A 24,905-nucleotide genomic window follows, 5' to 3' on the forward strand; every position below is an offset into this window, starting at 1 on the left:
CTTCGCTCCGCTCGCAATGACGGAGACTAAATTAGATATCCCTGCTGTTCTCCGGATAATATTGCGGCGCTTCGCGGCGGTCGTACATGCCGTAGTCCCGGGTGACTTCGACGATGCGGATGTTGTCGGCGCCGGGTTCGGCGAGCAACTGCGCGCTCAGCGCAAGGCCGGTGGCCTCGTCCGGCAGCTCGACCAGATGCGCGAAGCGGCCCTCGCGATAGACGCTGGAGAAGCTCTCGACCGGCAGGTCCGTCCCGCTGCTCAGCCGCGGCTCCGCCGTTTCGACCACGAGGGCATATGTCGGCGCACGCCGCTTCGGATCGTTGTAGGTGCCGCGCCGCTCCGGCTGCCAAGCCGCCAGCCCCGGCTTCACCTCGTGGATCAGCTCGGCGACGCGCAGGCGATAGTCGGAGAACACCTTGTCGCGGCCGAGCGTCTGGATGTCGTGGTGATGGGCGTGGACGCGCCAGGCGGTCATGGCGCCCTCGTCCTGCCAGATCTGGTAGGACAGGATCAGATTGTCGCGCGACAGGCTCCTGAAACGGTCGAGGAACAGGCAGCCGCCGAGCGCATCGAGCTCCGGCCGCAGCGCGGCGGCGAGCTGCAGATACTGATCGAGCCGACCCGGCTTGACCTCGACCTCGAAGAACAGCGACAGCATGGCAGTGCCTCCAACTGATCGAGAGTCCGCCGAATGACCAATAGCGTCGCCGGTGCACTCTGCATCTGTGATCGTCATTGCGGGCGAAGCGACTTGTCCGCCGTAGCTTGTAGAGCGAAGGTGGAAGCAACAGGGTTATCCCGACGACTCTGGATTGCTTCGTCGCCTTCGGCTCCTCGCAATGACGCCAGTGGTAGCGTACGTGCCCTACCCGATTTCCAGCCGCATGCCGTCATAGGCCGGCACGACGCCGTCGGGCAGGCTCTGGCGCAGCACCTCGTAGTCGAGATCGGCGGTCATGTTGGTGATGACGGCGCGCTTCGGCTTGAAGCGCTCGATCCAGGCCAGCGCGTCGTTGACCGAGAAATGACTCGGATGCGACGCCGGGCGCAGGCCGTCGACGATCCAGACATCGAGGTCCTCCAGCGCCCCCCAGCTTTCCTCGGGAATGTCGTTGAGGTCAGGCGTGTAGGCGGCATTGCCGATGCGGTAGCCAAGTGCGGGGATGTTGCCGTGCTGGACCAGGAACGCCGTCAGCTTCAATTCGCCGCCCTTGCCTTCCACCGCCTGGGTCTCGCCGGCCTCGATCGCATGCTGGGTCAGGATCGGCGGGTAGTCGCTGCCGGGTGGCGAGATGAAGCAGTAGGAGAACCGGTGCATGATGTCCTTGGCGGTCGACTGGTTCAGGTACACCGGAATGCGCCGCCGCTGGTGCATGACGACAGAACGCAGATCGTCGATGCCATGGGTCTGGTCCGCATGCTCGTGCGTGAGAAACACCGCGTCGATGTGATCGACCTGCGTGTCGATCAGCTGCTCGCGGAGGTCGGGCGAGGTGTCGATCACGACACGCGTCACGCCGTGCACTCCGCGGCGCTCGGCCAGCAGTGAGCAGCGCCGGCGGCGGTTCCTGGGATTGTTGGGATCGCAGGCGCCCCACCCCAGCGCCGGGCGCGGCACGCCGGCCGAGGAGCCGCAGCCGAGGATGGTGAGCGTCAGCGTCATGCAGCCTCCTTTGGCCGCGGCACCTTGGAGAACAGCTTGAAGAAGGTTTCGGTGGTCTGGCGCGAGAACTCATCGAGCGAGACGCCGCGCGTCTCCGCCAGCACCTTCGCGGTCTCGACCACATAGGACGGCTCATTGCGCTTGCCGCGGAACTTGCCGGGCGCCAGATATGGCGCGTCGGTCTCGATCATGATGCGGTCGGCTGGCACCTCGGCGGTGAGCGCGCGCAATGCGTCCGACTTCTTGAACGTCACGATGCCCGTAAACGAGATGTGCAGTCCGAGACCGATCGCCTTCATCGCCAGCTCGCGTCCGCCGGTGTAGCAATGCAGCACGGCCTTGAAAGCTCCGCGCGCCATCTCCTCCTCGAGGATACGGCTGCATTGGTCATCGGCCTCGCGGGTGTGGATCACCAGCGGCAGGCCGGTCTCGCGCGCGGCCGCGATATGCGCGCGGAACCCGCGTTCCTGGGCGTCCTTGGAGCCGTGGTCGTAGAAATTGTCGAGCCCGGCCTCGCCGAGCGCGACCACCTTGGGATGCTGGGTCAGCGCGATCAGCTCCTCGGCGGAGATGCCGTCCTCCTCATCCGCATTGTGCGGATGCGTGCCCACCGAGCAGAAAACGTTCTCGAACCGCTCGGCGATGGCGAGCAGCTCGGGCAGCCTTCGCACCCGCGTCGAGATCGTCACCATGCGGCCGACGCCGGCGGCGGCGGCGCGCGCGACGATGCCGTCCAGATCCTCAGCGAAATCCGGAAAATCCAGATGGCAGTGAGAGTCGACCAGCATCACGCCGCCGTCGGCTCGATGTAGCGCGGGAACACCGCCTGCGGTGCCGGCAACTGCGTGCCGGCGGCAATCCGGACCTCGCCGCCGAGCCGCGCGAAGTTGCGCTCATCCTCGGGGACGCCGAGGCTGTCGAGCAGCTTCGCCGACGCGGTCGGCATCACCGGCTGGGTCAGGATCGCGACCTGCCGGATCACCTCGGCGGTGACGTAGAGCACGGTGTGCTGGCGCTTCGGATCGGTCTTGGCCAATGCCCACGGCGCCTCGCCCGCGAAATAGCGGTTGGCCTCGGCCACGACCGACCAGACGGCGTTGAGCCATTGGTGGATCTGCTGCGTCGCCATCGCCTTCCGCGCGGCGCCGATCATCGCGTCGGCCTCCGCCAGGATCGCTCTGTCGTTGGCCGAGAACTCGCCGGGCTCCGGTAGCACGCCGCCGAGCTGCTTTGCGATCATCGACAGCGAGCGCTGCGCGAGATTGCCGAGGTCATTGGCAAGGTCGGCGTTGATGCGCGCGACGATCGCCTCGTGATTGTAGTTGCCGTCCTGGCCGAACGGCACCTCGCGCAGGAAGAAGTAGCGCAGCTGGTCGACGCCATACTGGTCGGCGAGATTGAACGGATCGACGACGTTGCCGACCGATTTCGACATCTTCTCGCCCCTGTTGAACAGGAAGCCGTGGGCATAGACCCGCTTCGGCACGGGCACGCCCGCCGACATCAGGAAGGCCGGCCAGTACACTGCGTGGAAGCGGATGATGTCCTTGCCGATGACGTGGACGTCGGCCGGCCAGTATTTCCAGTTCGCATCGTTCTCGTCGGGGAAGCCGACGCCGGTAATGTAGTTGGTCAGCGCGTCGACCCAGACATACATCACGTGCTCGTCGTCATGGGGCACGCGGACGCCCCAGTCGAACGTCGTGCGCGAGATCGACAGGTCCTTCAGCCCGCCCTTGACGAAGCTGATGATCTCGTTGCGCCGCGCGTCGGGGCCGATGAAGTCCGGCTGGCTCTCATAGAGTGCGAGCAGTCTGTCCTGATAGGCCGACAGGCGGAAGAAGTAGCTCTTCTCCTCGACCCATTCGACCGGCGTGCCCTGCGGACCGCGGCGGACATTGTCCTCGCCGACGACCGTCTCGTCCTCGGCGTAATAGGCCTCGTCGCGCACCGAGTACCAGCCGGCATAGCTGTCGGCATAGATGTCGCCGTTCTGAAGCATGCGATTCCAGATCGCCTGCACCGATTTGTGGTGTGCCGGCTCGGTGGTGCGGATGAAGCGGTCGAACGAGACGTTCAGCCGCTCGTCCATGTCGCGGAAGCGGCCAGCGTTGCGGGTCGCGAGCTCACCTGGCGTCAGGCCCTCGTTCTGCGCGGTCTGCACCATCTTCAGGCCGTGCTCGTCGGTGCCGGTCAGGAAGAACACGTCCTTGCCGTCGAGCCGCGCAAAGCGCGCGATCGCATCGGTCGCGATCGCCTCATAGGCGTGGCCGATATGCGGATTGCCGTTGGGATAGGCGATCGCTGTCGTGACGTAGAACGTGTTGTTGTCTGCGGGCGCGGCTGCGGCGGGCGCCGCGGAGTCCGCCTCCTCCGGCGCGCTGGTCTCAGCGACCTCGCCCTCGGTAGCCTCGCTCTCAGGAGCCTCGATCTCAAGAACCTCAATCTCAACGGTCTCGATCTCAACGGTCTCGGCAGCTTCGACCTTCGGCTTGCGCGGCGCTTTCGGCTTGGCGGCGCGCTGCGGCCTCGGCGCGTCTGCAACGGCCGGCGCAGCCGCCTTCGGTGCGGCCGGCTGTCTGCTGGCCGCGGGCTTCTTCGCAGGCGCGGCTTTGCTCGTTGCGGCCGGCTTCTTGGCTGCAGTTGCGGCAGGCTTGGCGACGACCTTCTTGGCAGGCGCCTTCACGGCTTTCTTGGCGACGACCTTGGTCGCCTTGGCCTTCGGGGCTTTGCTCTTGGCCTTGGCCGGCGCCGTCTTGGCCGCCTTGCCTTTGGCAGCCTTTGCTTTGGTGGCCTTGTCCTTGGCGTCCTTGCCCTTCGCCTTGGTCTTGGCGCCGGCCTTCACGGGCGACTTGGCTTTTGCGGGCGACTTGCCGGCAGCCTTGTTCTTCGCGGCGCTCGCGGGCTTGCCCTTCTTCACGGTGGTCTTGCTGGCCTTAGCCACGGCAAATTCCTCTTTGACGACGTCGGTCGGCGAATTGATCCTGGCGATCCCGGGATGATGGTCGGCGCGGTTACCGCGTGGCTTCGGCGAGCATCCCGAACACTGAGAAAACCAGCGGTTTTCGTTCCAGATTATAGGATTCGGTGTCGCGCGCGGCGCGGACGATCTTTTCCCATACCTCCGCCAGTCGTGCAAGGCGCGGCAGTTCCGCATTGGGATCTTGAGTCCGGAGCCGCTCCGCGACCCAGCGCTCGATGCTGTCGAGGAAGCTTGCAAGCGCCACACGGTCGCTGGTGCCGAGCGCATCACCCAGCGCATGCAGCTCGCCGGGGTCTATTCGCGGCAAGCTCGCCAGCAGCGCCGTCGTCCGGCTCTGCAGCTGCAGCCCGTCGCCGCCCATCAGCATCAAGGTGCGGGAGACGCTGCCTTCGGACGCCCGGGCGGCGTCGCGAAGCGCGGGATCTCCAGCCGCCATGCCGGTGGCCTCGGCGGCGGCGCTGATCACATCGTCGGTCGACAGCGCCCGCAGCGCAAGCCTTCTGCAGCGCGACTTGATGGTGGCGAGCACCCGTGCCGGCGCGTGGCTGACCAGCAGGAACAGGGACTGCTGCGGCGGCTCCTCGAGGATCTTGAGCAAGGCATTCGCCGCATTCGGATTGAGCTCGTCGACGGTGTCGACAATACACACGCGCCAGCCCTCGACCGCCGCGGTCGAGCCGAAGAACGAGATGGTCTCGCGGGTTTCGTCGACGGTAATGACGGTCCGCAGCACGCCCTTGTCGTTGGCCGAGCGCTCCAAGGTCAGCAGCCCGCCATGGGCTTCCGAGGCGATCAGGCGGGCGACGTGGTCGTCGGGAGCGACGTGCAGCGAATCGGCCGCGCGGACCTCAGTCGAGGTGGGATCACGATGCGCCAGCACGAACCGCGCCATGCGATAGGCCAACGTCGCCTTGCCGATCCCCTGCGGACCGCCGATCAGCCAGGCATGTGCCATCCGGCCGCTGCGATACGCCGCCAGCAGCGCGGCTTCGGCCTCGCGGTGGCCGAATAGTGCGGTGGTCTCGCGCGGATGGCGGACCGCGACCTCGGCTTCGACCTTGCGCGCGCTCATGACGCCGCTGCCACAGGCGTGAACAGGCGTTCGCGGACCGCGTCCCAGACGAGCAGCGACACCGGCTCCGGGCCGGCGGTCGCATCGATCAGCACGCAACGCTTGGGATCGTCGGCGGCGATCTTGTGAAAGGCGTCGCGCAGCCCTTTGTGGAACTTGATGTCCTCGGCTTCGAACCGGTCCGGCGCTCCGGCGCCGCGCCGCGCCGCGGCCCGCTTCAGGCCAACCTCGACCGGCACATCCAGGATGAGGGTGAGGTCCGGCTTGAGGTCGCCGATCGTGACCCGCTGCATCGCGTTGAGTACATCGGGGGCAACCTTGCCCTGGCTGCCCTGATAGGCCCTCGTCGAGTCGAAGAAGCGGTCGCACAGCACCCAGCTGCCCTGGCTCAGCGCCGGGAGAATCACGTTGCGGACGTGGTCGTCGCGCGCGGCGGCGAACAGCAGGGTCTCCGCTTCCGCGCCCAGCAGCTTGCCCATGCCCGACAAAACGAGGTGGCGCATGATCTCTGCGCCGGGCGATCCGCCGGGCTCGCGGGTCAGCACGACGCGCATCCCCTCGCTCTCCAAGCGGGCCGCCAACATCTTGATCTGGGTCGATTTTCCGGCGCCCTCGCCGCCCTCGAAGGTGACGAATCGGCCGCGGCCAGGACCACGTTTCAAAGCTACATCCGCCATCTCTCTAAAGCTTCTCGGCCCCGGCGCGGAACATGCCGATCACGAGCTCGCTGGCCCCATCGATCGCGCGCCGCATCGTCGATCCTCTCTCCACCGCCTCCGCGGCATAGACGGGCGCCTCCATGGCGATATTGGGGCCGCGCCAGACCCTGACAACCCCGACCTTCTGTCCGGGCTCGACCGGCGCGCGCACCGGTCCACTATAGACGATGCGCGCGATCAGCTTGTCGCCGCCATTCTTCTGTACCATGACCTTGACGGGCACCGGGCTCGACAGCTTGACCGAGCGGCTCTCACCGCCAAACACCTTGGCATAGCCGATCGGCTGGTCGGCGGCGAACAGGGTCCGGGTCTCGAAATTGCGGAACCCCCATTCCAGCATCTTCTTGGCCTCGGTGGCGCGGTCCTCGGGATCCTCGAGGCCATTGACCACGACGATCAGCCGGGTGCCGTTCTGCACGGCCGAGCCGACCATGCCGTAGCCGCCCTCCTTGGTGAACCCGGTCTTCAGGCCGTCGGCACCCCCTCCATCGCATTCAGCAGCGGATTGCGATTCTGCTGCCGGATCTTGTTCCAGGTGAATTCCTTCTCGCCGAAGATCTTATAGAACTCGGGAAAGTCGAGGATGATGTGGCGGGCGAGCATCGCCAGCTCGCGGACGGTCATCTTGTTGCCGGGATCCGGCAGCCCGTTGGAATTGGCGAAGGTCGATTTGGTGAGGCCGAGCTCACGGGCCCGCTTGGTCATGTAGTCGGCGGCGAAGATCTTCTCGTTGCCCGCCATGCCTTCGGCCAGCGCGATGCAGGCGTCGTTGCCGCTCTGGATGATCGCGCCATGCAGGAGGTCGCTGACCGAGACCTTGCTGTTGAGGGCTGCGAACATCGTCGAGCCGCCGGACGGCGCGCCGCCCCGGCGCCAGGCATTTTCGCTGATCCGGTATTCGTCGTTGAGCTTGATCGTACCTTCCTTGACGGCATTGAACACCACCTCCGCGGTCATCAGCTTCATCATGCTGGACGGCGCGCGCAGCTCGTCGGCATTCTTCTCGAACAGCACGCTGCCGCTGTTGGCCTCCATCAGGATCGCGGTCGGCGCGTCGCCGTCGAAGCCGCCCTCCTCCTTGCGCGCGCCCTGCACGCTCTGATTGGCGGCGTAGAGCATCCCGCTCCAGCCGATCGCCACGGCCGCTGTCAATGCCACAATCGCGCGGGTTGTCCGCCCGGTCATGAAACCGGAGCGGCGGAACGGTGAGGTCATGAAAGCCATCGGCCAAGCCCTGGAGCGCGCGGGCCGTTTCTAACAGCTGGCTGCGGCGCAAACAACACGGCAGTCCTGCGGAGGTGGCCGCTGTCCCGGAATTTGCGCCGCCTCGCGCGGGGTGCGATAGCATTCCGGGACCGGCAATCAAAAATCAATCAATCGAGGGGGAAAGCGATGTCATCGACGCGGATGATCAAGGTCAACGGCATCGAACTCTGCGTGCGCGAGCAAGGCGAAGGTGCGCTCGTGCTGCTGTGCCACGGCTGGCCCGAGCTGTCCTATTCCTGGCGGCACCAGATCCCGGCGCTCGCCGCCGCGGGCTATCGCGTGGTGGCCCCGGACATGCGCGGCTTCGGCGGTTCGCAGGCGCCGGCCGACATCGGCGCCTATTCGATCTTCGACATCGTCGGCGATATGGTCGCGCTGGTGGGCGCGCTCGGAGCGCGGGACGCGGTGATCATCGGCCATGATTGGGGCGCGCCGGTGGCCTGGCACGCCGCGCTGTTCCGGCCGGACCTGTTCAAGGCCGTGGCAGGCCTGAGCGTGCCTCCCCCGTTCCGCGGCCGCGCCCGGCCGCTCGACATGCTGCGGGCTGGTGGCATCGAGACTTTCTACTGGCAGTATTTTCAGGCGCCCGGGGTCGCCGAGGCGGAGCTCGAACGCGACGTCGCGCTGACGATGCGCACGATGCTGGCGCGCGGCTTCTCCGATCCGCAGTCGCTCTTCGTCACGCCAGATAAGGGCTTCCTCGGTGAGGTCGATACCGACCTGCCCTTGCCGGCATGGCTCAGCGCGGACGACCTGGCTCATTTTGTCGACGCCTATCGCGCTTCCGGTTTTCGCGGCGGCCTCAACTGGTACCGCAATATCGATCGCAATTGGGAGCTCACCGCGCCCTGGCAGGATGCGCCGATCCGCCAACCGTCGCTGTTCATCGCCGGCGGCGAGGACGCGGTCGTGACCGGACTGATCGGCGCCAAGCGCGTTCAGGACATGGAGCGCGTGCTTCCCGATCTCCGGCGCAAGCTGATCATCGCCGGCGCGGGGCATTGGATCCAGCAGGAACGTCCCGACGAGGTGAACGCGGCGCTGATCGCATTCCTGCGCGAGGTGGCGCCGCAGAGCTAACGCTCGTCATGGGGGCGCGAGCCGGCCCCCCATTGGGACATCTCAACTCCGGCTCGGAACGGCGGCGTCCGTCGCGCGCACGCGCACCAACTGCCGACGGACGAACGCAAGGACGACATGGCGACGCTGCTCGGTCACCTCTGAAAAGATGAACGAGCCCGCCACGGCGGCCGACAGTACGATCAGGACGACGCCGATGCTCGGTTGGTCGGCTTGTTGTTGATCCCTGAGCAGCGCGAACACCGCGAGCAGAATCGGCAGGTGAAGCAGGTAGAGGCTGAACGACATGCCCGCAAAGCGGTTCGCGGCATCGGCAAGAAACGCCGGAATGCGAGCATGCAGGCGCGAGACGCCCCACAGGTGAACGGCAAAGGCAGCGGCGACGAGCCAATTGCGGAGAAATTCTCCGGAGTGCTCGACATAGCCGACCAGGTCGCGCGACACGACGTTCAAGGATTGCTTGCTGATGCCAAGCAGCGCCAGCAGGAGCAGCGGCACGACGATGACGGCGGTCCAGGTCAGCAGCGCGTTGTCATTGCTGATCCGCGTCGCGCGGTGGACGGCGACGCCGGCGAGCCAACACGGAAACAGCAAGAGGATCTTCGGACCGGCGGCCGCACAGGCCATCGCAGTCAGCAGCAGCTTGAAACGGTCCGCATAGATCCACAGGCCGAAAATCAGATAGTAGAACACTTCAAACGACAGCGACCAATATGGCCCATCCAGAAATGGATGAATGTCCAGCGCCACCGATTCGTTGAGGAATACAGCGCATAGCGCAAAGCTTGCGAATGGATGCGCGAGCGCTTCAGGATATTTCGTCGAGGCGGCCGGAAGCAGAACTGACAGCAGCGCGCAGATCACCAATGTCGGCAACGCAACCGAAAAGATCCGAACCGCTCGATCGGTGACGAACTCCGAGGCGGTCTTGCGGTCTGCCAGATGCGCGATGACGAAGCCGCTGATGACGAAGAAGATCATCACATAGGCCTGGCCGTTCGGCGGGAGCCACGGGCGGAGCCACACGGGGCTCAGTCCGTTGTCGCGGATATGGTACAGCACCACAGCCATGGCTGCGATCCCGCGCACGAGGTTCATATAGGTCGATAACGTGCTCGAAAACATTGTCGGGGTCGCCGATGGCTTTGAACAATGGCGAATCACGCCTGTGCTGCCGCAACTATCGCAGATGCCTAGCTAGCCGATCCACCGCCGGCCGTCGACATGACACCGACTGCGGGCCGTCACGGTGGAACTCAGCGACGGGCACGCAGGCTCCCGATGCGCTCTGAAGACCCGCGACGGCAACACCGAATCCCAGCTCGAGCGCGCGGGCGAAGCCCCGGCCTTTTGCGAGCCGGTTTATCCCTGGCCGGGCTCGACAGCGGATGTTCTCAACAGTGGGGCGCCAACTGTTCGCGCCAAGCCGGCCGCGTCAGCCGACGCGAGGAGCTTCGTCGATGTCAGCGGACCCCAATCAGTACAGCCCGCGACCACTCATGATGTCTCGGGCTTCGTCGGCGCCATCATTGGCCTCTGCCCTGCCCTGCGCGGCGTACCGGCCGTTCTGATCATAGGAGACGGCGCGCGGATTATCGAGGCTCCGCCCCCGCGTCCTGCTGGACGCCGACATTTCCGACGTTGCGGCGATCGAGGCCAGGTCGGCCGAGCCGTTGCCCAGCGTATAGGGACGGCCCTCCGGCAGCGGTATCTCGCCGCGAATCGGCCGGCCTGCGCCGACGTCGGGCACGAACGGCTTGGCCGAGGCGACACGGACCAGGGAGGGCGCCGGCGCCGGGATGCCCGTGCGCAACGTCGCCATCAACTGGACGTCGTCGGATCCCTCCAGCGGAGCGCGGCCGACATATTCGACGCGCACGCGGGCGACGCCAGTGCCCTTGAACTCGAGCAGGTCAGCCGCCTTATTGGAGACGTCGATCAGCCGGTTGGCATGATACGGGCCGCGATCGTTGACGCGGACGATAAGCGATTTGCCATTGGCGAGGTTGGTGACCCGGGCATAGCTCGGCATCGGCAGGGTCGGATGCGCCGCCGTCAGCGAGGCCATGTCGAACACCTCGCCATTGGCGGTCAGGCGCCCGTGGAAGTCATCGCCATACCAGGATGCCATGCCTTCGGCGCGATAGTTGGTGTCTTCTTCGGGCACATAGGTCTTGCCGGCGACGGTATAGGGCTTGCCGACCCGGTAGACACCGCCGCCCTTCGGCACCGGCTCGCCGAAGCCGACCACACGCGGGCTCGACGACACGCCGTATTTCGGATCGACCTTGCTGGCGAATTTGTTCGACGAGGCGCAATTCGCGACCATCAGGCAGGCGAGGACGGCGACAGCGCTACGCACCGCTCTCTCGACCGGATGTGTTTGACCAATCCCCATCGACCCAATTACCACTACGCCGGCAGCCCGCCCGAGCACGCGATCAGGCTCGAATCGTCCCGGCTTGTCCCCGAGTCGCATCCCCGCAACTCATCGAGTAAGGATAACGCAACCCGAACACGGCGGAAATGGGGTGGGCTCGCCGTGGTTAATCGGAGCTTTACGGCCGCAACTGACGCGAGAAGGTCGCTCTCGTCACCCACCTACACAGCACGATCGTGTTTCGAGTGCACCTTTTTGGTCACATATGTTGCTCGAAATCCTCAACTCAGTCTGATCTCATTTTCCGGGACCTGAATCATTTTGACTGTGCAGGGCTGCACGTCGTTTCCTTCTCGCGGGGCGCAACAGGATGTGTTCGCTATGATCGAAGCAGTTACCGCAGTGATGGGCTTGGTTGGCGCCGGGATCTTCCTCGCTCACGCCTTTGAGGGCGTGCGTTTCCGGGCCTGATGTCGAACGGGCCCGCGTGACGGGCCGGGTTGCTTCAGAGACGGCTTGAAGCACCAGTTCTGCAAGTTGGCCGTTTGCACATTGCCTTTGTCCAGTCGCCGAGCGCGCGCGTGACAGCGGCAGAACGCAGGCGCTGGTGGATGCAACATCAAGATATGCTTTCGGGCGGATTTCTCGCCCTGGCAGCGGTGAGCACGGCAATCCTGTGCTCTGGCCTGATCGCACTTGCTTTCAGGTGAGGAGGCCTCGGTACGGCCCGCGCGAGAGCGGTGCCATGCCCTGCCGGCCCGACGCCGGCCGAATGATCGCCCCCGGTCGCCATCAGCCTCGACCGGGCCGGGTTCACAACGAATTCCGCAACGCATGATGGCGCGCATCTCTGATGCAGCGCCGTTGACGAGCCGCAAGGCAACACCCTAAACAAGTGTGGTGAGGCTGGCGAGCGGCGACGCATGCGATCGCGTTGTTCCGGACCAGCACCGGATGGAAGGGTGGCCGAGTGGTTTAAGGCACCGGTCTTGAAAACCGGCGTGCCCGCAAGGGTACCGTGGGTTCGAATCCCACCCCTTCCGCCAGTCCTGATCGGAGTCCGGCGCCCCAGCGCGTCTCCACGGCGATTGCGACCGCTAGGTCGTGCCGCAGGGTCCCATCCCGAGTTACGACCTCGTCGCGCATGCCGTCGATCAGCGCCTTGAACTCTTGCTCATCGGCTCAGACCTGCTGATCCCCGTCGAGCTTGAATTCGTCCTTCGGTCCGATGAAGCGCGAGAGCTTGCTGTCTAGAATCCGGCCGAGGTCGTCCATGATCGTAAAGGCGGCCGGCACGAAGACAAGGCTTAGAAAGGTCGAGGCGAGCAGCCCGCCAATCAATGCGACCGCCATGGGGGAACGGAACGCGCCGCCTTCGCCGAGTCCCAATGCAGAAGGAACCATGCCTGCGGTCATGGCCGCTGTGGTCATGATCACGGGTTGAGCGCGCTTGCGGCCGGCTTCGATCAACGCCGTCGTGCGTTCGACACCGCTCGCGACCTCTGTGATGGCGAAGTCCACGAGCAGAATCGCATTTTTCGTTACGATTCCCATGAGCATGAGGAATCCGATAATGGCCGAGAGGTTGATGGCATGGCCGGCCAGAAGCAGCGCAAGCAGCGCTCCGCCGACCGACAGCGGCATGGAGAAGATGATGGTGATCGGATGCATCGCGTCGGCGAAGAGCAGAACGAGGACGGCGAGCACCATGAGGACGCCGGCAGCGATCGCGAACGAAAAACTCGAAAACACGTCTTCCATGATCTCTGAATCGCCGAACCTTGCAATCGTCACCCCGGCGGGCAGGTTTCGTGCCGAGGGCAGCGCCATGACTTGCGCGATGGCCTCGCCGAGTGGCGTGCTTCCGACGAGATCGGCCTCGATGGCGACGCGACGCCTGCCGTCATAGCGTTCGATGGTCATCGGCCCCTCGCCAAAGCCGACCTCAGCGACCGTAGCCAACGGTACGGTGCCGTACTTGGCCTTGATCCGCAGCATATCGAGGGTCGATAGATCGCCTCGAGCTCGCCCGTCGAGTTGCACGCGGATTGGCACTTGCCGGTCGACGGCCGAGAACTTCGCCAGATGTGCGGAGACGTCGCCGATCGTCGCAATCCGCGCCACTTCGGCGATCTGCGTCCCGGAGATTCCAAGATCAGCAGCCTCCTCCAGCCTCGGCAGAATGCGAATCTCCGGCCGGGCGAGGGCCACGGTCGAGACGACATTCGCGAGCACGGACACGTTCTGCCGGGCGTCCCGCTCCACCGCGAGCGCCGCTTGCTCGACCACGGCGCCATCGCGTCCGGAAAGGATCAGCGTGAATTCGCGTCCGCCGCCGCCGTTGCCGAAGCTGTAGCGAAGATCCGGGATCGCGCCGAGCGCCGCGCGCATGTCGTGCTCGAAGGCCTTCTGGCCGTGCGACCGGTCGCTACGCGCAACGAGGTCGACGATGATGGTGGCCTTGCGCACGTCACCGGCGGTGACGCTCAGCCCGTGGGCGCCGGCGGTGCCGCCGACCGCATAGACGCTCCTGACTTCCGGCCGTTTCTTGAGCAGGGCCGTGATGCGGTCGGCGGCGGCCGCGGTATCCGCGATCGTCGAGCCCGGTGGCAGCTCGATCAGGAGAACCGACCGCGACAGGTCATCGGTTGGCAGAAAGCCGAGCGGCAAGGAGCCTGCGACCATCAACGAGCCCAGGAAGACCAGCCCCGCAAACGCGAGCGTGACGAAGCGGCGGCGAAGCGACCATTCGAGCATGCGGAGGTAGTGCCGCATGATCACTCCGTGCCCTTCGGAATGACGCTGAGGGGCGCGAAGAAAATACGCCGCAAGCAGCGGCGTGATCAGCCTTGCGACCAGCAAGGAAAACGTGACTGCGATGGCGACCGTGAGGCCGAACTGCTTGAAGTATTGACCGGCGATGCCGTCCATGAGGCTGACCGGCATGAACATGGCAACGATGGTCATGGTCGTCGCGACGACCGCGAGTCCGATCTCGTCGGCCGCCTGGAGCGAGGCGCGATAGGCTGATTTGCCCATCCGGATGTGGCGGACGATGTTCTCGATCTCGACGATCGCATCATCGACCAGGATGCCGGTGACCAGCGTGATCGCGAGCAGGCTGACGGCGTTCAGCGAAAACCCGATGATGTCCATCACCCAGAACGTTGGGAGGATCGACAACGGGATCGCAAGCACGGAAATTGCCGTCGCGCGAAGGTCGCGCAGAAAAATCAGCACGACGACGACCGCGAGGATGGCGCCTTCGGTCAACGTCTGCATGGTGGCTCTATAATCGGACTTGGTATAGCGCACCGTGCTGTCGATCTCGGACACGGACAGATCGGGATGCTCGTTGGCGAGTACCTCCAATCTCTTCGCGACGGCCTCTGCGACGGCCACGTCGGAGAAGCCCTTCGCACGGAAGACACCAAAGGTGACCACCGGTCGTCCATCGAGGCGAGCAAAGCTACGTGCGTCAGCCGCGCCATCGATGACCGTGGCAATTTCCTTCAACGCAGTCCTTCGGCCGCCAGGCAGCACGATCGCGGTATTGGCCAGTCCGTCGATCGTCGCGGCCCCCGCGAGCATGCGTATGGTCTGCTCTCCCGCCCCCACTTCACCGCGCCCGCCGGAGAGATCGACATTGGTCGCTCGCAGTTGCGCGTTCACGTCCGCCGCCGTGATGCCGAGCGCGATCAACCGGTCGGGCTGCAGCGATACCCGGATTTCACGATCGGCGCCGCCGGCGCGCTTGACCTGCGCGACGCCGCGAACGCCCTGGAGCGCTCCCGTGATGACGTCATCGACGAACCAGGACACCTGCTGGGCTGTCCAAGCGGGCATCGACACGGCATAGGTGACGATGGCCATCCCTCCGACCTCGACCCGCTGTATCGAAGGTTCCTCGATGCTCTGCGGAAGCTCCGACCGGATATTCGCTATCGCGTTCCGGACGTCATTGACCGCACGATCGGCCGGCGTCCCCAGTTGGAACTCGACGGTCGTCACGGACACGCCGTCAGAGATGCTCGACGTGACGTGCTTGGCCCCGACGACCCCGGTGACCGCATTTTCCACGTTCTTCGTGACCTGCGTTTCCAGCTCGCTCGGCGCAGCACCGGTCTGGGCGATCGTGACGGTGACGATGGGGATGTCGATATTGGGCATCTGCGTGATCGGCAGGGTCTTCAGGCTGACCACACCGAGCACGATCAGGACGCCGAATAGCACCAGCGATGGAATAGGCTTCCGAATCGACCAGGCGGAGATGTTGAGGGCCATCTCAGTCTTCTCCCGCAGGTCCGGCATCACTGCGGACCGGCAGGATCCGGTCGCCTGGCCTGACGAAAGCGGCGGCTCGAACGACGACCTCCTGGCCTTCCATCAGCCCGCTTACGATTTCGACGCTTGTGCCGCGTTGGAGTCCGGTTTGGACATTGCGGAGTTCGACGACATCATTGGTCGCGAGCTGAACATAGCTGCCATTCTTGCTGAAGCTGACGGCGGACAACGGCACGGTGACGGCTTGTCGCTTGCCGAGCGTAATGCTGCCGCGGGCGAAAACACCGGCCCTCATGGCCGCATGGGGCGAGAGCGCGACCGCGACGCGACCGAGACGGCTCGCTTTGTCGACAGTGGGATCGACCAGCCGCACCTGGCCGCTGATCGACTGGCTGACGCCGGGCAGCCAAACTTCCACGTCCTGGCCTGGCTCGATCTGCGGCAGCACGGTTTCCGGAACCTCGGCATCGAATTCGATCTGACCGTTACGTATGAGGCGGAACAGAGGTTCGCCCGCCGTGCCGGTCACCGCGCCGAGGCGAGCGGCGCGGTGCGAGATGATCCCCGCAGCCGGCGCCTTGAGTTCGGTCCGCGCGATCTTCAGCTCGATCTCACCACGTTGCGCCTCCGCAAACGCCTCCTCGGCCTTGGCCATGCGCAAATTCTCCGCAGCAGCGGTGGACTTTGCCGCGGCGACCTTGGCCTGGGTCTCACGCGTCAGGAGTTGCGCTGGAGATATCGTGCCGGTGGAGTTCAAGGTCAGCGTGCGATTCAACGCGTCGGCCGCTTCGGCTTCGTTGGCTTGCATCTCCGCCATCGAGGCCTGCATCTGCGCGACCGACGCCTGGGCGATCGCGATCATCGCGGTGTTCTGCGCAAGCTGTGTCCGGAGCATCGTGCCGTCGAGGCGAGCGAGCACCTGCCCTGCTTCGACGCGGTCGCCGACGTCGGCCAGCAGCTCGATGATGCGCAACCCGTCGACCTCCGCACCAACAACATTCTCCTCGCGGGCCACGAGCGATCCGGTTACCGCGAGCGTCTCGGTGATCGAATGCCGTTCGGCGCGGGCGAGCGTCGTCGCGATCGGTGCCGCACCCGGACGCTCGGCTGCGCCATGTCGCGGATCGGAGATCTGCGTTGCGACCGCTTCGACCTGCTGGCGCCCCGCACCAATCACAGCGAAGATGGCGACGCAGACTGTCACGGCGAGCATTGGGAAGGCGATCCAAGCGAACCTCAACAGCGGCGTTTTCACCCGACGACCTTCCTTTGGATCCGACTGCACAGTCGGCATGACGTCCGAAGCCGACAGCCGACGATCAGCATCCGCGATCGGCTGCGTTCGGAGATGAGTACGTAGCACCATTCGAGGGTCGCGGCGGATCAACCCGTTCTCGACGACTCGCGCATCAAACCAGCGTCCACGTCGATCGTCCGGCGGCTGGCAGCCTCCGCCGGAGTAGCGACAAAGTCGAATCTGCGACGTGGATTTCCTTGAGCACTGGCCATCAACCCGGCGGCCGCGAGCTGTTCGACCCGTTCCGCAATCTCGTTACGAGCGTTGTGGCCGGCGAATGCGGCGCGCAGCGCCTGCGCACGCTGTCGGTATTGCGGCGTGGTGAGCACGGCGCGGACCGCCTCGCGAATCTGCGAGGCGGAGGGCCGCCCGGTCCCGAGATTGATGCCGGCGCCCGCCCACGCCACGCGCGCAGCAATTTCCGGTTTTTCCTCGCTGTTCCCGGCAACGACCAACGGCACACCGAGACTGAGCGCGTGATTGACGCCGCCATAACCGCCATTGGTCACCATGACGCTCGCCTTCGGGAGCACGCGGTCGAACGGCAGGAATGTCGCCGCCTTCGCATTGGGTGGCAACACCACCGGGATCGATTCGGCTGGCGGACCGCCGGTGCATGCGATCACCGTCAGGTCCTCATTCGCCAGACCCGTCAGCGCTGGCCCGACAAGCTGGCCAAGATCCTCGTTTGCGAGCGTGCCTTGAGTGACCAGCACGATCGGGCCGGAATTGTCGATCTCGTCCCACCAAGGCGGCGGGCGGAATCCGGTCGATGGCGGCGGCAGCAGCGGGCCGACGAAGCGGATGCTGCTTGGCATCGTGCTCCGCGGATATTCGAACTCCCTGGCCGTCAGCTGCAAATACAGATCCGGCAGCGTGATCATGCTATCGAACAGGAACGCCGGCAGAGGGCGCGCTCCGATCTTCACGAGGGTGTCGTTGAAATATTGTTGCACCGAGCCGAAGATCACTTGTTGCAGGTGGCTGTTCATCGCAGCATTGCGGGCGCGATCGGCCGGCGTGATGGATGGCGGGAGCGCGGTGCCGAAGAATGCGGTGTCCTCGCTCGACAAGGCGAGCGCCGTGATCCCGAGCCCGATGATCGGGACTCTTTTTTCCGGCGGGCCGAGCAGCAGCGGAAAGGTCCCGCAGAACATCGTATCGGTGATGATCGCATCGAACGGAAACTCGCGCTGCAAATCGCGTATTCCGGCGGCCTGATGCGGTATTGCATCCGCAAAGATGTGCTTCAATCCGAAGGAGAGCAGCGCGGGACCAGTTGCAATCTTGCGGCGTTCGGGAAAGTGCTCGTCGAGTTTGCGATAATCGAGGTCGATTTCCGGGCGAAACGCGACGAATCGTGCGCCGGTCGCCTCCACCCGCTCCTTGAACAGGCTCCCGGTATTGACGACGACCTCGTGGCCCCGGCTGACGAGGAGTTGGGACACGGCCAACAAAGGAAAGACGTGACCAGCTAGCGCCGTAGCCGCAATGAGAAATCGCGCCATGTTGTGCTCTCCCCTGTCCTAACCCATCAACCGATCGCCGCTCATTCCGCTGTTTCCGGCAACCGAACATCAGGCACGGTTTCTGCAAGCCGCAGATTGCCAAAATATCGATCGAGAAGGGCCGCGCTGACCGGACCGATCGGCGCGCCCACCGCCGCCATTTGTTGCTGGGTGAGGTCCGAGGTCACTTCCGGGTGCGATCGCGACGTGTCCTCTTTTGACAGGATCGACAGGATGGCTGCCAGATCATTGTCCTGTGTTTCGGCCAGCCGCCGTCGTCCGATCTCGATCCATCGATCCAGCGGCACGATTTCGATCGGAACGCCGAGCCGGCGGAAGATGCTTGGGACCTCGCGTGCTTCAATTGGTTGGCTGTTCATGAGATGATAGACACTGCCCCAGGACGCTTCGCTGCCCGCGAGTCGGACGATCGCTCGCGCGACGTCATCGGCCGGCGTCATGTTCAGCCTGAAGTCCAGGTCCGGAATTGCGCCAAGTTCCGCATAAAGCCGGACAAGGCGCCACATCAGGTCCGTTTCGTTGCAGATGCCATTCGCGCGATCGCCGGTGACGCTGCTCAGGCGATAGATCGCCACCGGCAGGCCGCGAAGCTGCGCCTGCCGGACGAGCGTGTCGCCGACCCATTTGCTCTGGCCATACCCGCTCGTAAGACCCTGCCACGAAGTCAGATCAGTGAGCTCCGACACCGGCCCGGCCTGAAACTTGTCGATCACCGCAAGGGTGGAAACATAGTGCAGCCGCTTTGGTCGTCCACTCGCGGTCCAATCGAGCAGCGTCAGGACGCTGTCGACATTGGCGGGCTTGAGCGCAGCATAATGACGAAGGAAATCGACGTTCGCGCCGCAATGATAGATCGCCTCGCACTCGTCGCGCACAACGCGAATTCCCCTTTCATCGAGTCCGAGCGCCGGATGTCCGAGATTTCCGGTCAGAACCTCGATACGATGTCCGTCCCCGCACACCGAAAGCTTTCGCTTATCGAGCGCCTGCCGCAAGCGGGCTTCGCCCGATTGCCGATCAGCCGCGCGGACGTGGCAGACGATATGCGCATCCGTCTCCTGGATCAGCGCGGAGAGAAGATGACTGCCGACAAAGCCGGTCGCTCCGGTCAGGAAAATGCGTTTGGGCTTCTGCGGCGCGCGCCCGCCGGTCAGCCTGATGTGCGCCGGCAGGAGAATGTCGCGCGACAAGTCCAGCGCCCCCTCCGAAGGTCCATTGAGGTCGAGCCGTTCAGCGAGCCCGGCGATGGTCGAAACTTCAAACAGCGTCGCAAACGGCAGCTCGACTCCAAAATCAGCACGGATTTTCGAGACCAGATGCGTCACGAGCAGCGAATGGCCGCCGAGATCGAAGAAGTTATCATGGATGCCGACGCGCTCAAGCCCGAGGGTCTCGGCGAATAGAGCGCAGAGTTTCTCTTCCTGTGCTGTCCGCGGCGGGGCGTATTCGGTCACGGGCTGGTGGTCGGGAGCAGGCAAAGCGTTGCGATCGAGCTTGCCGTTGGGTGTGAGTGGCAGCGCGTCGAGCACGACGAACGCCGCGGGAACCATGTAGTCCGGCAGGGTGCGCATAAGATGTTGGCGCAGCATCGTTGCATGCGGTGCATGACCAGCAGCGGGGACGACATAGCCGACGAGGCGCTTATCGCCGGCACGGTCTTCGCGAGCGACGACGGCGGCCCGGGCGACGCTCTCATGCTGACCGAGCGTGGCCTCGATCTCGCCGGGCTCGATCCGGAAACCGCGGATCTTGACCTGATGGTCGGCACGGCCAAGAAAATGCAGCGTGCCTTCCGGCCGCCAGCGCGCACGGTCGCCGGTGCGGTACATGCGGCTGCCCGGCGGACCGAACGGATCGGCGACGAAACGCTCGGCGGTCAGGCCCGGACGGTTGAGGTAGCCGCGCGCCAGACCGCTGCCGGCGATATACAGCTCGCCCGCCACTCCGACCGGCACAGGCTGCAAGCCATCGTCCAGGACATAGACCCGCGTATTCCAGATCGGACGTCCAATCGGCGGATTCTCCGCGCCCGAGAGCGGCGTGCTCATCGTGGCGCAGATCGTCGTTTCGGTCGGTCCATAGGCGTTGATCATCCGCCGCCCTTCCGACCAGCGCGCGACCAGATCGGGCGAACAGGCATCGCCGCCAACGATCAGGGTGCGCAATTGCTCAAGCCGATAGGTCGGGATGCCGGCGAGAACCGCCGGCGGAATCAGGGCGTGGCTGACGGCGGAGCGGGTCAGCGTATCGGCAAGTATCTCGCCGGCAATGAGCCCAGCCTGCGGAACGACCAGCGCGGCTCCAGCGGGCAACGCCATCAGCACTTCCATGATCGAAGCGTCGAAGCTCGACGAGGAGAATTGCAGGACGCGCGAGTCAGGCGTGATGCCGAGCCGCTCGATCTGGGCTTCGACAAGGCTCGTGATGCCGATATGCGAGACGACGACGCCTTTTGGGACTCCGGTCGAACCCGAGGTGTAGATGACGTAGGCGGAGTTGACCGGAGTCAGCGGCGCGGTGCGATCCTGGTCGCGCGGGTTGGTGTCGGGCTGGCCGACAAGCAGGCCGACGGTGTCGGGATGATCGAGCAGCAGGCGCCGGCCCGCCTCAGGCAGGCGCTCGGCAACGGCGTTGCTGGTGATGAGGCATACCGGCTTGGCGTCTGCGAGCATAAAGGCCAGGCGGTCCGCCGGATAGTCCGGATCGAGCGGCAGATAGGCGGCGCCGCTCTTGACGATGGCGAGCAGGCCAACGATCAGTTCGGCCGAGCGCGGCAGGGCAAGGGCGACGATCTGCTCGGGACCAGCGCCTTGCGCGATCAGCAGATGCGCGAGCCGGTTGGCGCGAGCATTGAGGACAGCGTAGCTGAGCGTGGCATCCTCGCACACCAGCGCGGTGGCGTCACCGCGCCGCGCGACCTGAGCCTCGATCAGCGACGGCAATGTCGTGGGCGGCGCCGCGCGCACCGTGTCGTTCCACTCCACCAGCACCCGACGCCGCTCCGCCGCATCGAGAATGTCAATTGCGCCAATCGGCCGACTGGGATCCTGTGCGATCGCCTCGACAAATCTCACGAGACGCTGCTGATGACAGGCCAGCTCCTGCGAGGTGTAAAGAGCGGGATTGGCATCGAAATCAATTCGAAGCCCTTTCCCATCGCCGCGGTCATAGACGAAAATCGCAAGGTCGTCGCCCGAGCCATTGCACAGATTGTGCGTCGTTGCGGAATGGCCGCCGAAGCAGAGATCGTAGTCGAACGGCTCGATATTGATGACGGTCGTAAAAAGGTGCCCGTTCGTGGACAGCAAGTTGAGGTCCCGCCTGAGGTCCTCGTATCTGTAGCACTGGTGTCGAATCGCTTCGCGGACTCGCCTCCCCACATCGCGAATGAGCGCCGTCGCGCTCATGCCCGCACTCATGGCCAAACGTAGCGGCACGGCGTTGGCAACCATGCCGGGAACACGCCGCAGTTGTCCCTTGGGCCGGGCTGTCACCGGCAGGCCAATGACCAGATCGTCGATACCGGTTACGCGATACAGATAGGCTGCGGTCGCAGCAATTATGATCTGTGGAAGACTTGCGCCGCTGGCTCGCGCCGTTGCGCGCAGTGCCTCCACACTTTCAGCAGAGAGATGAATTGTCTGACGCAGAAGGCCACCGACATTCTGCCGCCGCTGATCGGCGAGACTGAACGGAACCGGCCGATCGGCGAACTGCTTCAGCCAATGTTCGCGGTCGCGGGCAAATCGTTCGGAGGTTCGATACGCGGTCTCTTCCTCAAGCAGAAGTGCCAACGGGCCGAACGTACTTTGCCCGGGAGAGCGTCCCTCGGCGAGCGCCGTGTAGATCTCGGCGACGCGCCGGGCGAAGAGCCCGCCGGTGAAACCGTCCATGACGATATGGTGGCTGCGATGATACCAGAAGTAGTGATCCGCCGCGGCCTTGAACAGGGCGCAGGTCCAAAGCGGCCCTGTCAGCAGATCGACCGGCCGAGTCAACTCGGCCATCATCCAGCTTTCAGCCGCCGCCCGCGGGTCAGGTTCGGAGCTGACATCGATGAACGGAAAGGTCGTATTCAATGTGCGGGAGATCGTCTGACGGATTCCGTCACGCTGCTCGATGAACCGCACCCGCACGGTTTCCGCTTCCATTCCGGCCTGCCGCAAGGCCGCCTCGAACAACACGGGATCAATCGGTCCGTGGATTTCTATGGACTCCGCAAGATTGAATATCGAATCCGACGAGCTGAATTTCTGCGCAAACCACATGCCCGTCTGAGCCGCGGAAAGTGGCAACACCTGTGAAAACTCGTTGATCGCGTTCACGGCTTCCCCACCGATGTATGAGTTAAGAGAATGTTCGAATATCGATTCTGCGGCTATGCCGTGCGGTTCTCACCGCTGGCTCTCGGAAGCATGTCCGTCCAGTTCCTGTCGATGTAGTCGATGCAGGCCTGGCGGCTGTTCTGTGCGCAAACCGCGGACCAGCCGGCCGGAATCTCCGCTGCTGCGGGCCACAGCGAATGTTGTCCTTGGTCATTGAGCAGGACGACGAAGCTGCCGCCCTGATCGTCGAAGGGATTGCTCAATTCTCGTGCTCCGATCTCGACTAGGGATTGCACTCAGTTGGATGCTGACGATCAGGCTGCAGCCGCGTGCGCGACGCCCAAACGTGCTTCAAGCCGTCGAAGGGTTTGTGTGGACACGTGAAGCTGTCCAGCCATGGCGATGGTGTCGCCGATCCGACGCGCGGGACCGAGGCGCTCGAGTCGCCAGCCGGACCGCCGCAGGACTCGCTCCATCCCCACATCGACGACGCAGGCGATTGTGCTTATGTCGTTCGACAGGCTGACTTTCAGAACACCGATCAGCAGATCGTAGGTCGTTCGTGATATGCCCGAGTCAGTAGCGGCGGTGTTTCCGCTCACCGCAAATCGGCTGGCTTCCCATACGCGTCCTCCGCAAGGTACGGCCGCCCTGGTCACAAGCGACGGGAAGATATCGCGAAGCATATTCGGACCGGTCGTCGGCAGAAGGCGGACGCAACCGTTCAGGATATCGTGTCTGTCCATCGAGAGCAGATAGCGGGGCCACAAGGCGTCATATTTGTCGACCTCAAGTTCGCCGCTTACGGTGACGTCCCAACCAAGTCGGTCTTTGAAGACCGTCTTCCGAAGACAATGCATTTGATACAAACTGCTGATATGGCGTCCTGCATTGTCTTTCGTGACAATTCGAAGCATCTGGGTCCCCGTCCCGTCCGTTAGGCTGGACAATACCCGGCAGCAACATCAACTCGAGCTGTCTACCTTTGCAGGTATCCTGTGTTCTGCGACTGCCCTAAACTCGGTCTCAGTGTCGTTGAATCGTTCCGTTCGGTAGACGGAGCTGACGACAACTAAGAAGACGAGACGGACGATCGACACGGCGCTGACGGCGAAGATCGACTTTGGGGGCGTTACCCGAATAAGTGAGCGTGGCAGATCTGGCGCTATGCTACGAGGCGCACCTCAACCAGATCGTGCCTCGAAGAAGCAGCTTCTGGATGGGGCGCCGCTTGCTTATCTGATGCCTGCGATCGATTGCGGCGAGCCGCGCCGTGCTGAGTTGGCGCCTGTCCAATACGGTGGATGTGGCGTTCTGCGCTGACGCCGTGGAGGACGCGCTGTCGCGGTTCGGCAAGCCGCTAATCTTCGACAGCGCCAGGACAGCCAAGTTCACCAGCACGGGCTCCAGCCTACTGGAGGCAGCCGGCCATCTGCAGCCCTATGGTGGTCTGGCGCGCCAAGGAGAGCGAGTAGACCAGGACCCGGTCTCCAAGACACACCTACCAGACACACATCGGCAAGCGCAGGTGCCGCTACTCTCAGGTCACGGCACCTTAGACTGCACGGCGGATGGCTACATGCCGATGATGTCGTACGCCAGTCCCTTGGCGACCGCCTGTTGTACGGTCGCCACTCCGAGCTTGCGCTTGGCGTTCTGGGTGTGAAACACAACCGTTCGCCGGCTGACGTTGATGATTTCCGCCGTATCTAAAGCGCTCTTTCCGCGAGCGGCCCATTGCAGGCAGATCCTCTCGCGTTGAGTCAGGCATGGGCGAAGTGGCGACGCGGGCGTCGGCGTTACGTCCCGCAATCGCGCATAGAGGTAGATCGCAATGAGATGCAGCTGATGGCGGTATCTCCCGATTCGGGCTTCGAACGCCGAACGGGAGTCGCAAGCAGCGAGGGTGAGCGTTGCAACCTTGCCCTGACGATCATGGATCGGAATCGTGACACCATGTCGAATCTCGAACTCGTTGGCCTCTTCCAAGAACCACTTCTGCCTATTGGTTAGCGTATCGAATCGATCAGTTGACCACGCAAAGGGAAGCGTCGTTGCAACCGAGCGGGCGATCACCGGATCGATCCTGTCGTACCGATTTGCACGGTACTGCTCCACCCAGGCACTCGGATAGGTCGTGATTGCCAGCGCGTCATCTTCGTCGCCGCGCGGCGTGAAACTGAGATAGGCAAAGCATGGGAAGCCATAGTGCTCCAAGGTTTGTCGCAAGAGATTCTCAATTTCATGCGTATTGTCGCATGTCGGGAGATTCTGAACGAATTGTTCAAATATCCTCATGCGCCC

At 64.1% G+C, this 24,905-nt stretch carries 16 protein-coding genes, 1 tRNA gene and 2 pseudogenes; 3 read left to right on the forward strand and 16 right to left on the reverse strand.

Features of this window, described 5'->3' with window-relative positions; all coding sequences use genetic code 11:
• Positions 1 to 31: 31 nt before the first annotated feature.
• From ACVIJ6_RS30195 to ACVIJ6_RS30225, 7 genes and pseudogenes are all read right to left on the reverse strand, one after another.
• Positions 32 to 661, reverse strand: coding sequence for an antibiotic biosynthesis monooxygenase family protein (locus tag ACVIJ6_RS30195; RefSeq protein WP_456775692.1), 630 nt, complete (start codon positions 659 to 661; stop codon positions 32 to 34).
• Positions 662 to 868: 207 nt separating this feature from the next.
• The gene (locus tag ACVIJ6_RS30200) at positions 869 to 1,666 is read right to left on the reverse strand and encodes an MBL fold metallo-hydrolase (protein WP_456775693.1); all 798 of its coding nucleotides are present in this window, start codon (positions 1,664 to 1,666) and stop codon (positions 869 to 871) included.
• Positions 1,663 to 2,454, reverse strand: coding sequence for a TatD family hydrolase (locus ACVIJ6_RS30205; protein ID WP_456775694.1), 792 nt, complete (start codon positions 2,452 to 2,454; stop codon positions 1,663 to 1,665). Before ACVIJ6_RS30205 ends, ACVIJ6_RS30200 begins: the two co-directional genes overlap by 4 nt.
• Complete coding sequence (metG, locus tag ACVIJ6_RS30210; protein WP_456775695.1) at positions 2,454 to 4,610, reverse strand: methionine--tRNA ligase; 2,157 nt, start codon at positions 4,608 to 4,610, stop codon at positions 2,454 to 2,456. Before metG ends, ACVIJ6_RS30205 begins: the two co-directional genes overlap by 1 nt.
• A 70-nt stretch (positions 4,611 to 4,680) precedes the next feature.
• A complete protein-coding gene (locus tag ACVIJ6_RS30215; RefSeq protein WP_456775696.1) occupies positions 4,681 to 5,721 on the reverse strand; it encodes a DNA polymerase III subunit delta' in 1,041 nt (346 codons plus the stop codon).
• Complete coding sequence (gene tmk, locus ACVIJ6_RS30220) at positions 5,718 to 6,398, reverse strand: dTMP kinase (protein ID WP_456775697.1); 681 nt, start codon at positions 6,396 to 6,398, stop codon at positions 5,718 to 5,720. The genes ACVIJ6_RS30215 and tmk overlap by 4 nt, the downstream gene beginning before the upstream one ends.
• Before the next feature lie 4 nt (positions 6,399 to 6,402).
• A pseudogene (locus ACVIJ6_RS30225) lies at positions 6,403 to 7,664 on the reverse strand (D-alanyl-D-alanine carboxypeptidase family protein).
• Between the two features lie 168 nt (positions 7,665 to 7,832).
• Here ACVIJ6_RS30225 and ACVIJ6_RS30230 point away from each other — a divergent pair.
• Positions 7,833 to 8,786, forward strand: coding sequence for an alpha/beta fold hydrolase (locus ACVIJ6_RS30230; protein ID WP_456775698.1), 954 nt, complete (start codon positions 7,833 to 7,835; stop codon positions 8,784 to 8,786).
• A gap of 42 nt (positions 8,787 to 8,828) precedes the next feature.
• On the opposite strand, the gene ACVIJ6_RS30235 is transcribed toward ACVIJ6_RS30230, so the two are convergent.
• Together ACVIJ6_RS30235 and ACVIJ6_RS30240 are read right to left on the reverse strand one after the other, a co-directional pair.
• Entirely contained in the window at positions 8,829 to 9,911 is a 1,083-nt protein-coding gene (locus tag ACVIJ6_RS30235; protein ID WP_456775699.1) for an acyltransferase family protein, read from the reverse strand.
• Between the two features lie 352 nt (positions 9,912 to 10,263).
• Complete coding sequence (locus ACVIJ6_RS30240; RefSeq protein ID WP_456777111.1) at positions 10,264 to 11,184, reverse strand: septal ring lytic transglycosylase RlpA family protein; 921 nt, start codon at positions 11,182 to 11,184, stop codon at positions 10,264 to 10,266.
• Positions 11,185 to 12,122: 938 nt separating this feature from the next.
• On the opposite strand from ACVIJ6_RS30240, the gene ACVIJ6_RS30245 reads away from it, so the two are divergent.
• A tRNA-Ser gene (locus ACVIJ6_RS30245) sits at positions 12,123 to 12,212 on the forward strand.
• A 136-nt stretch (positions 12,213 to 12,348) separates the two neighbouring features.
• Here the strand turns inward: ACVIJ6_RS30245 and ACVIJ6_RS30250 are convergent.
• The 6 genes from ACVIJ6_RS30250 to ACVIJ6_RS30275 all read right to left on the reverse strand — a co-directional run bounded on the left by ACVIJ6_RS30250 (position 12,349) and on the right by ACVIJ6_RS30275 (position 23,518).
• Positions 12,349 to 15,450 carry an efflux RND transporter permease subunit gene (locus tag ACVIJ6_RS30250; protein WP_456775700.1) on the reverse strand — a complete coding sequence of 1,034 codons (3,102 nt, stop codon included), beginning with the start codon at positions 15,448 to 15,450 and terminating at the stop codon, positions 12,349 to 12,351.
• A 1-nt stretch (position 15,451) separates the two neighbouring features.
• On the reverse strand, positions 15,452 to 16,663 hold the full coding sequence (locus tag ACVIJ6_RS30255) for an efflux RND transporter periplasmic adaptor subunit (protein WP_456775701.1): 1,212 nt from the start codon (positions 16,661 to 16,663) through the stop codon (positions 15,452 to 15,454).
• Between the two features lie 170 nt (positions 16,664 to 16,833).
• Complete coding sequence (locus ACVIJ6_RS30260) at positions 16,834 to 18,255, reverse strand: glycosyltransferase (protein ID WP_456775702.1); 1,422 nt, start codon at positions 18,253 to 18,255, stop codon at positions 16,834 to 16,836.
• A gap of 41 nt (positions 18,256 to 18,296) precedes the next feature.
• Complete coding sequence (locus ACVIJ6_RS30265) at positions 18,297 to 22,544, reverse strand: amino acid adenylation domain-containing protein (RefSeq protein WP_456777112.1); 4,248 nt, start codon at positions 22,542 to 22,544, stop codon at positions 18,297 to 18,299.
• A gap of 110 nt (positions 22,545 to 22,654) precedes the next feature.
• Entirely contained in the window at positions 22,655 to 22,864 is a 210-nt protein-coding gene (locus tag ACVIJ6_RS30270) for an MbtH family protein (RefSeq protein WP_456775703.1), read from the reverse strand.
• 51 nt (positions 22,865 to 22,915) lie between these two features.
• Entirely contained in the window at positions 22,916 to 23,518 is a 603-nt protein-coding gene (locus ACVIJ6_RS30275; protein ID WP_456775704.1) for an acyl-homoserine-lactone synthase, read from the reverse strand.
• Between the two features lie 347 nt (positions 23,519 to 23,865).
• Here ACVIJ6_RS30275 and ACVIJ6_RS30280 point away from each other — a divergent pair.
• Positions 23,866 to 24,000: pseudogene (locus tag ACVIJ6_RS30280) on the forward strand (IS3 family transposase); the annotation flags it as partial.
• 176 nt (positions 24,001 to 24,176) lie between these two features.
• On the opposite strand, the gene ACVIJ6_RS30285 reads toward ACVIJ6_RS30280, so the two are convergent.
• Positions 24,177 to 24,899 carry a helix-turn-helix transcriptional regulator gene (locus ACVIJ6_RS30285; protein WP_456775705.1) on the reverse strand — a complete coding sequence of 241 codons (723 nt, stop codon included), beginning with the start codon at positions 24,897 to 24,899 and terminating at the stop codon, positions 24,177 to 24,179.
• Positions 24,900 to 24,905: the final 6 nt, after the last annotated feature.

This window comes from Bradyrhizobium sp. USDA 4369 (genome assembly GCF_054056435.1).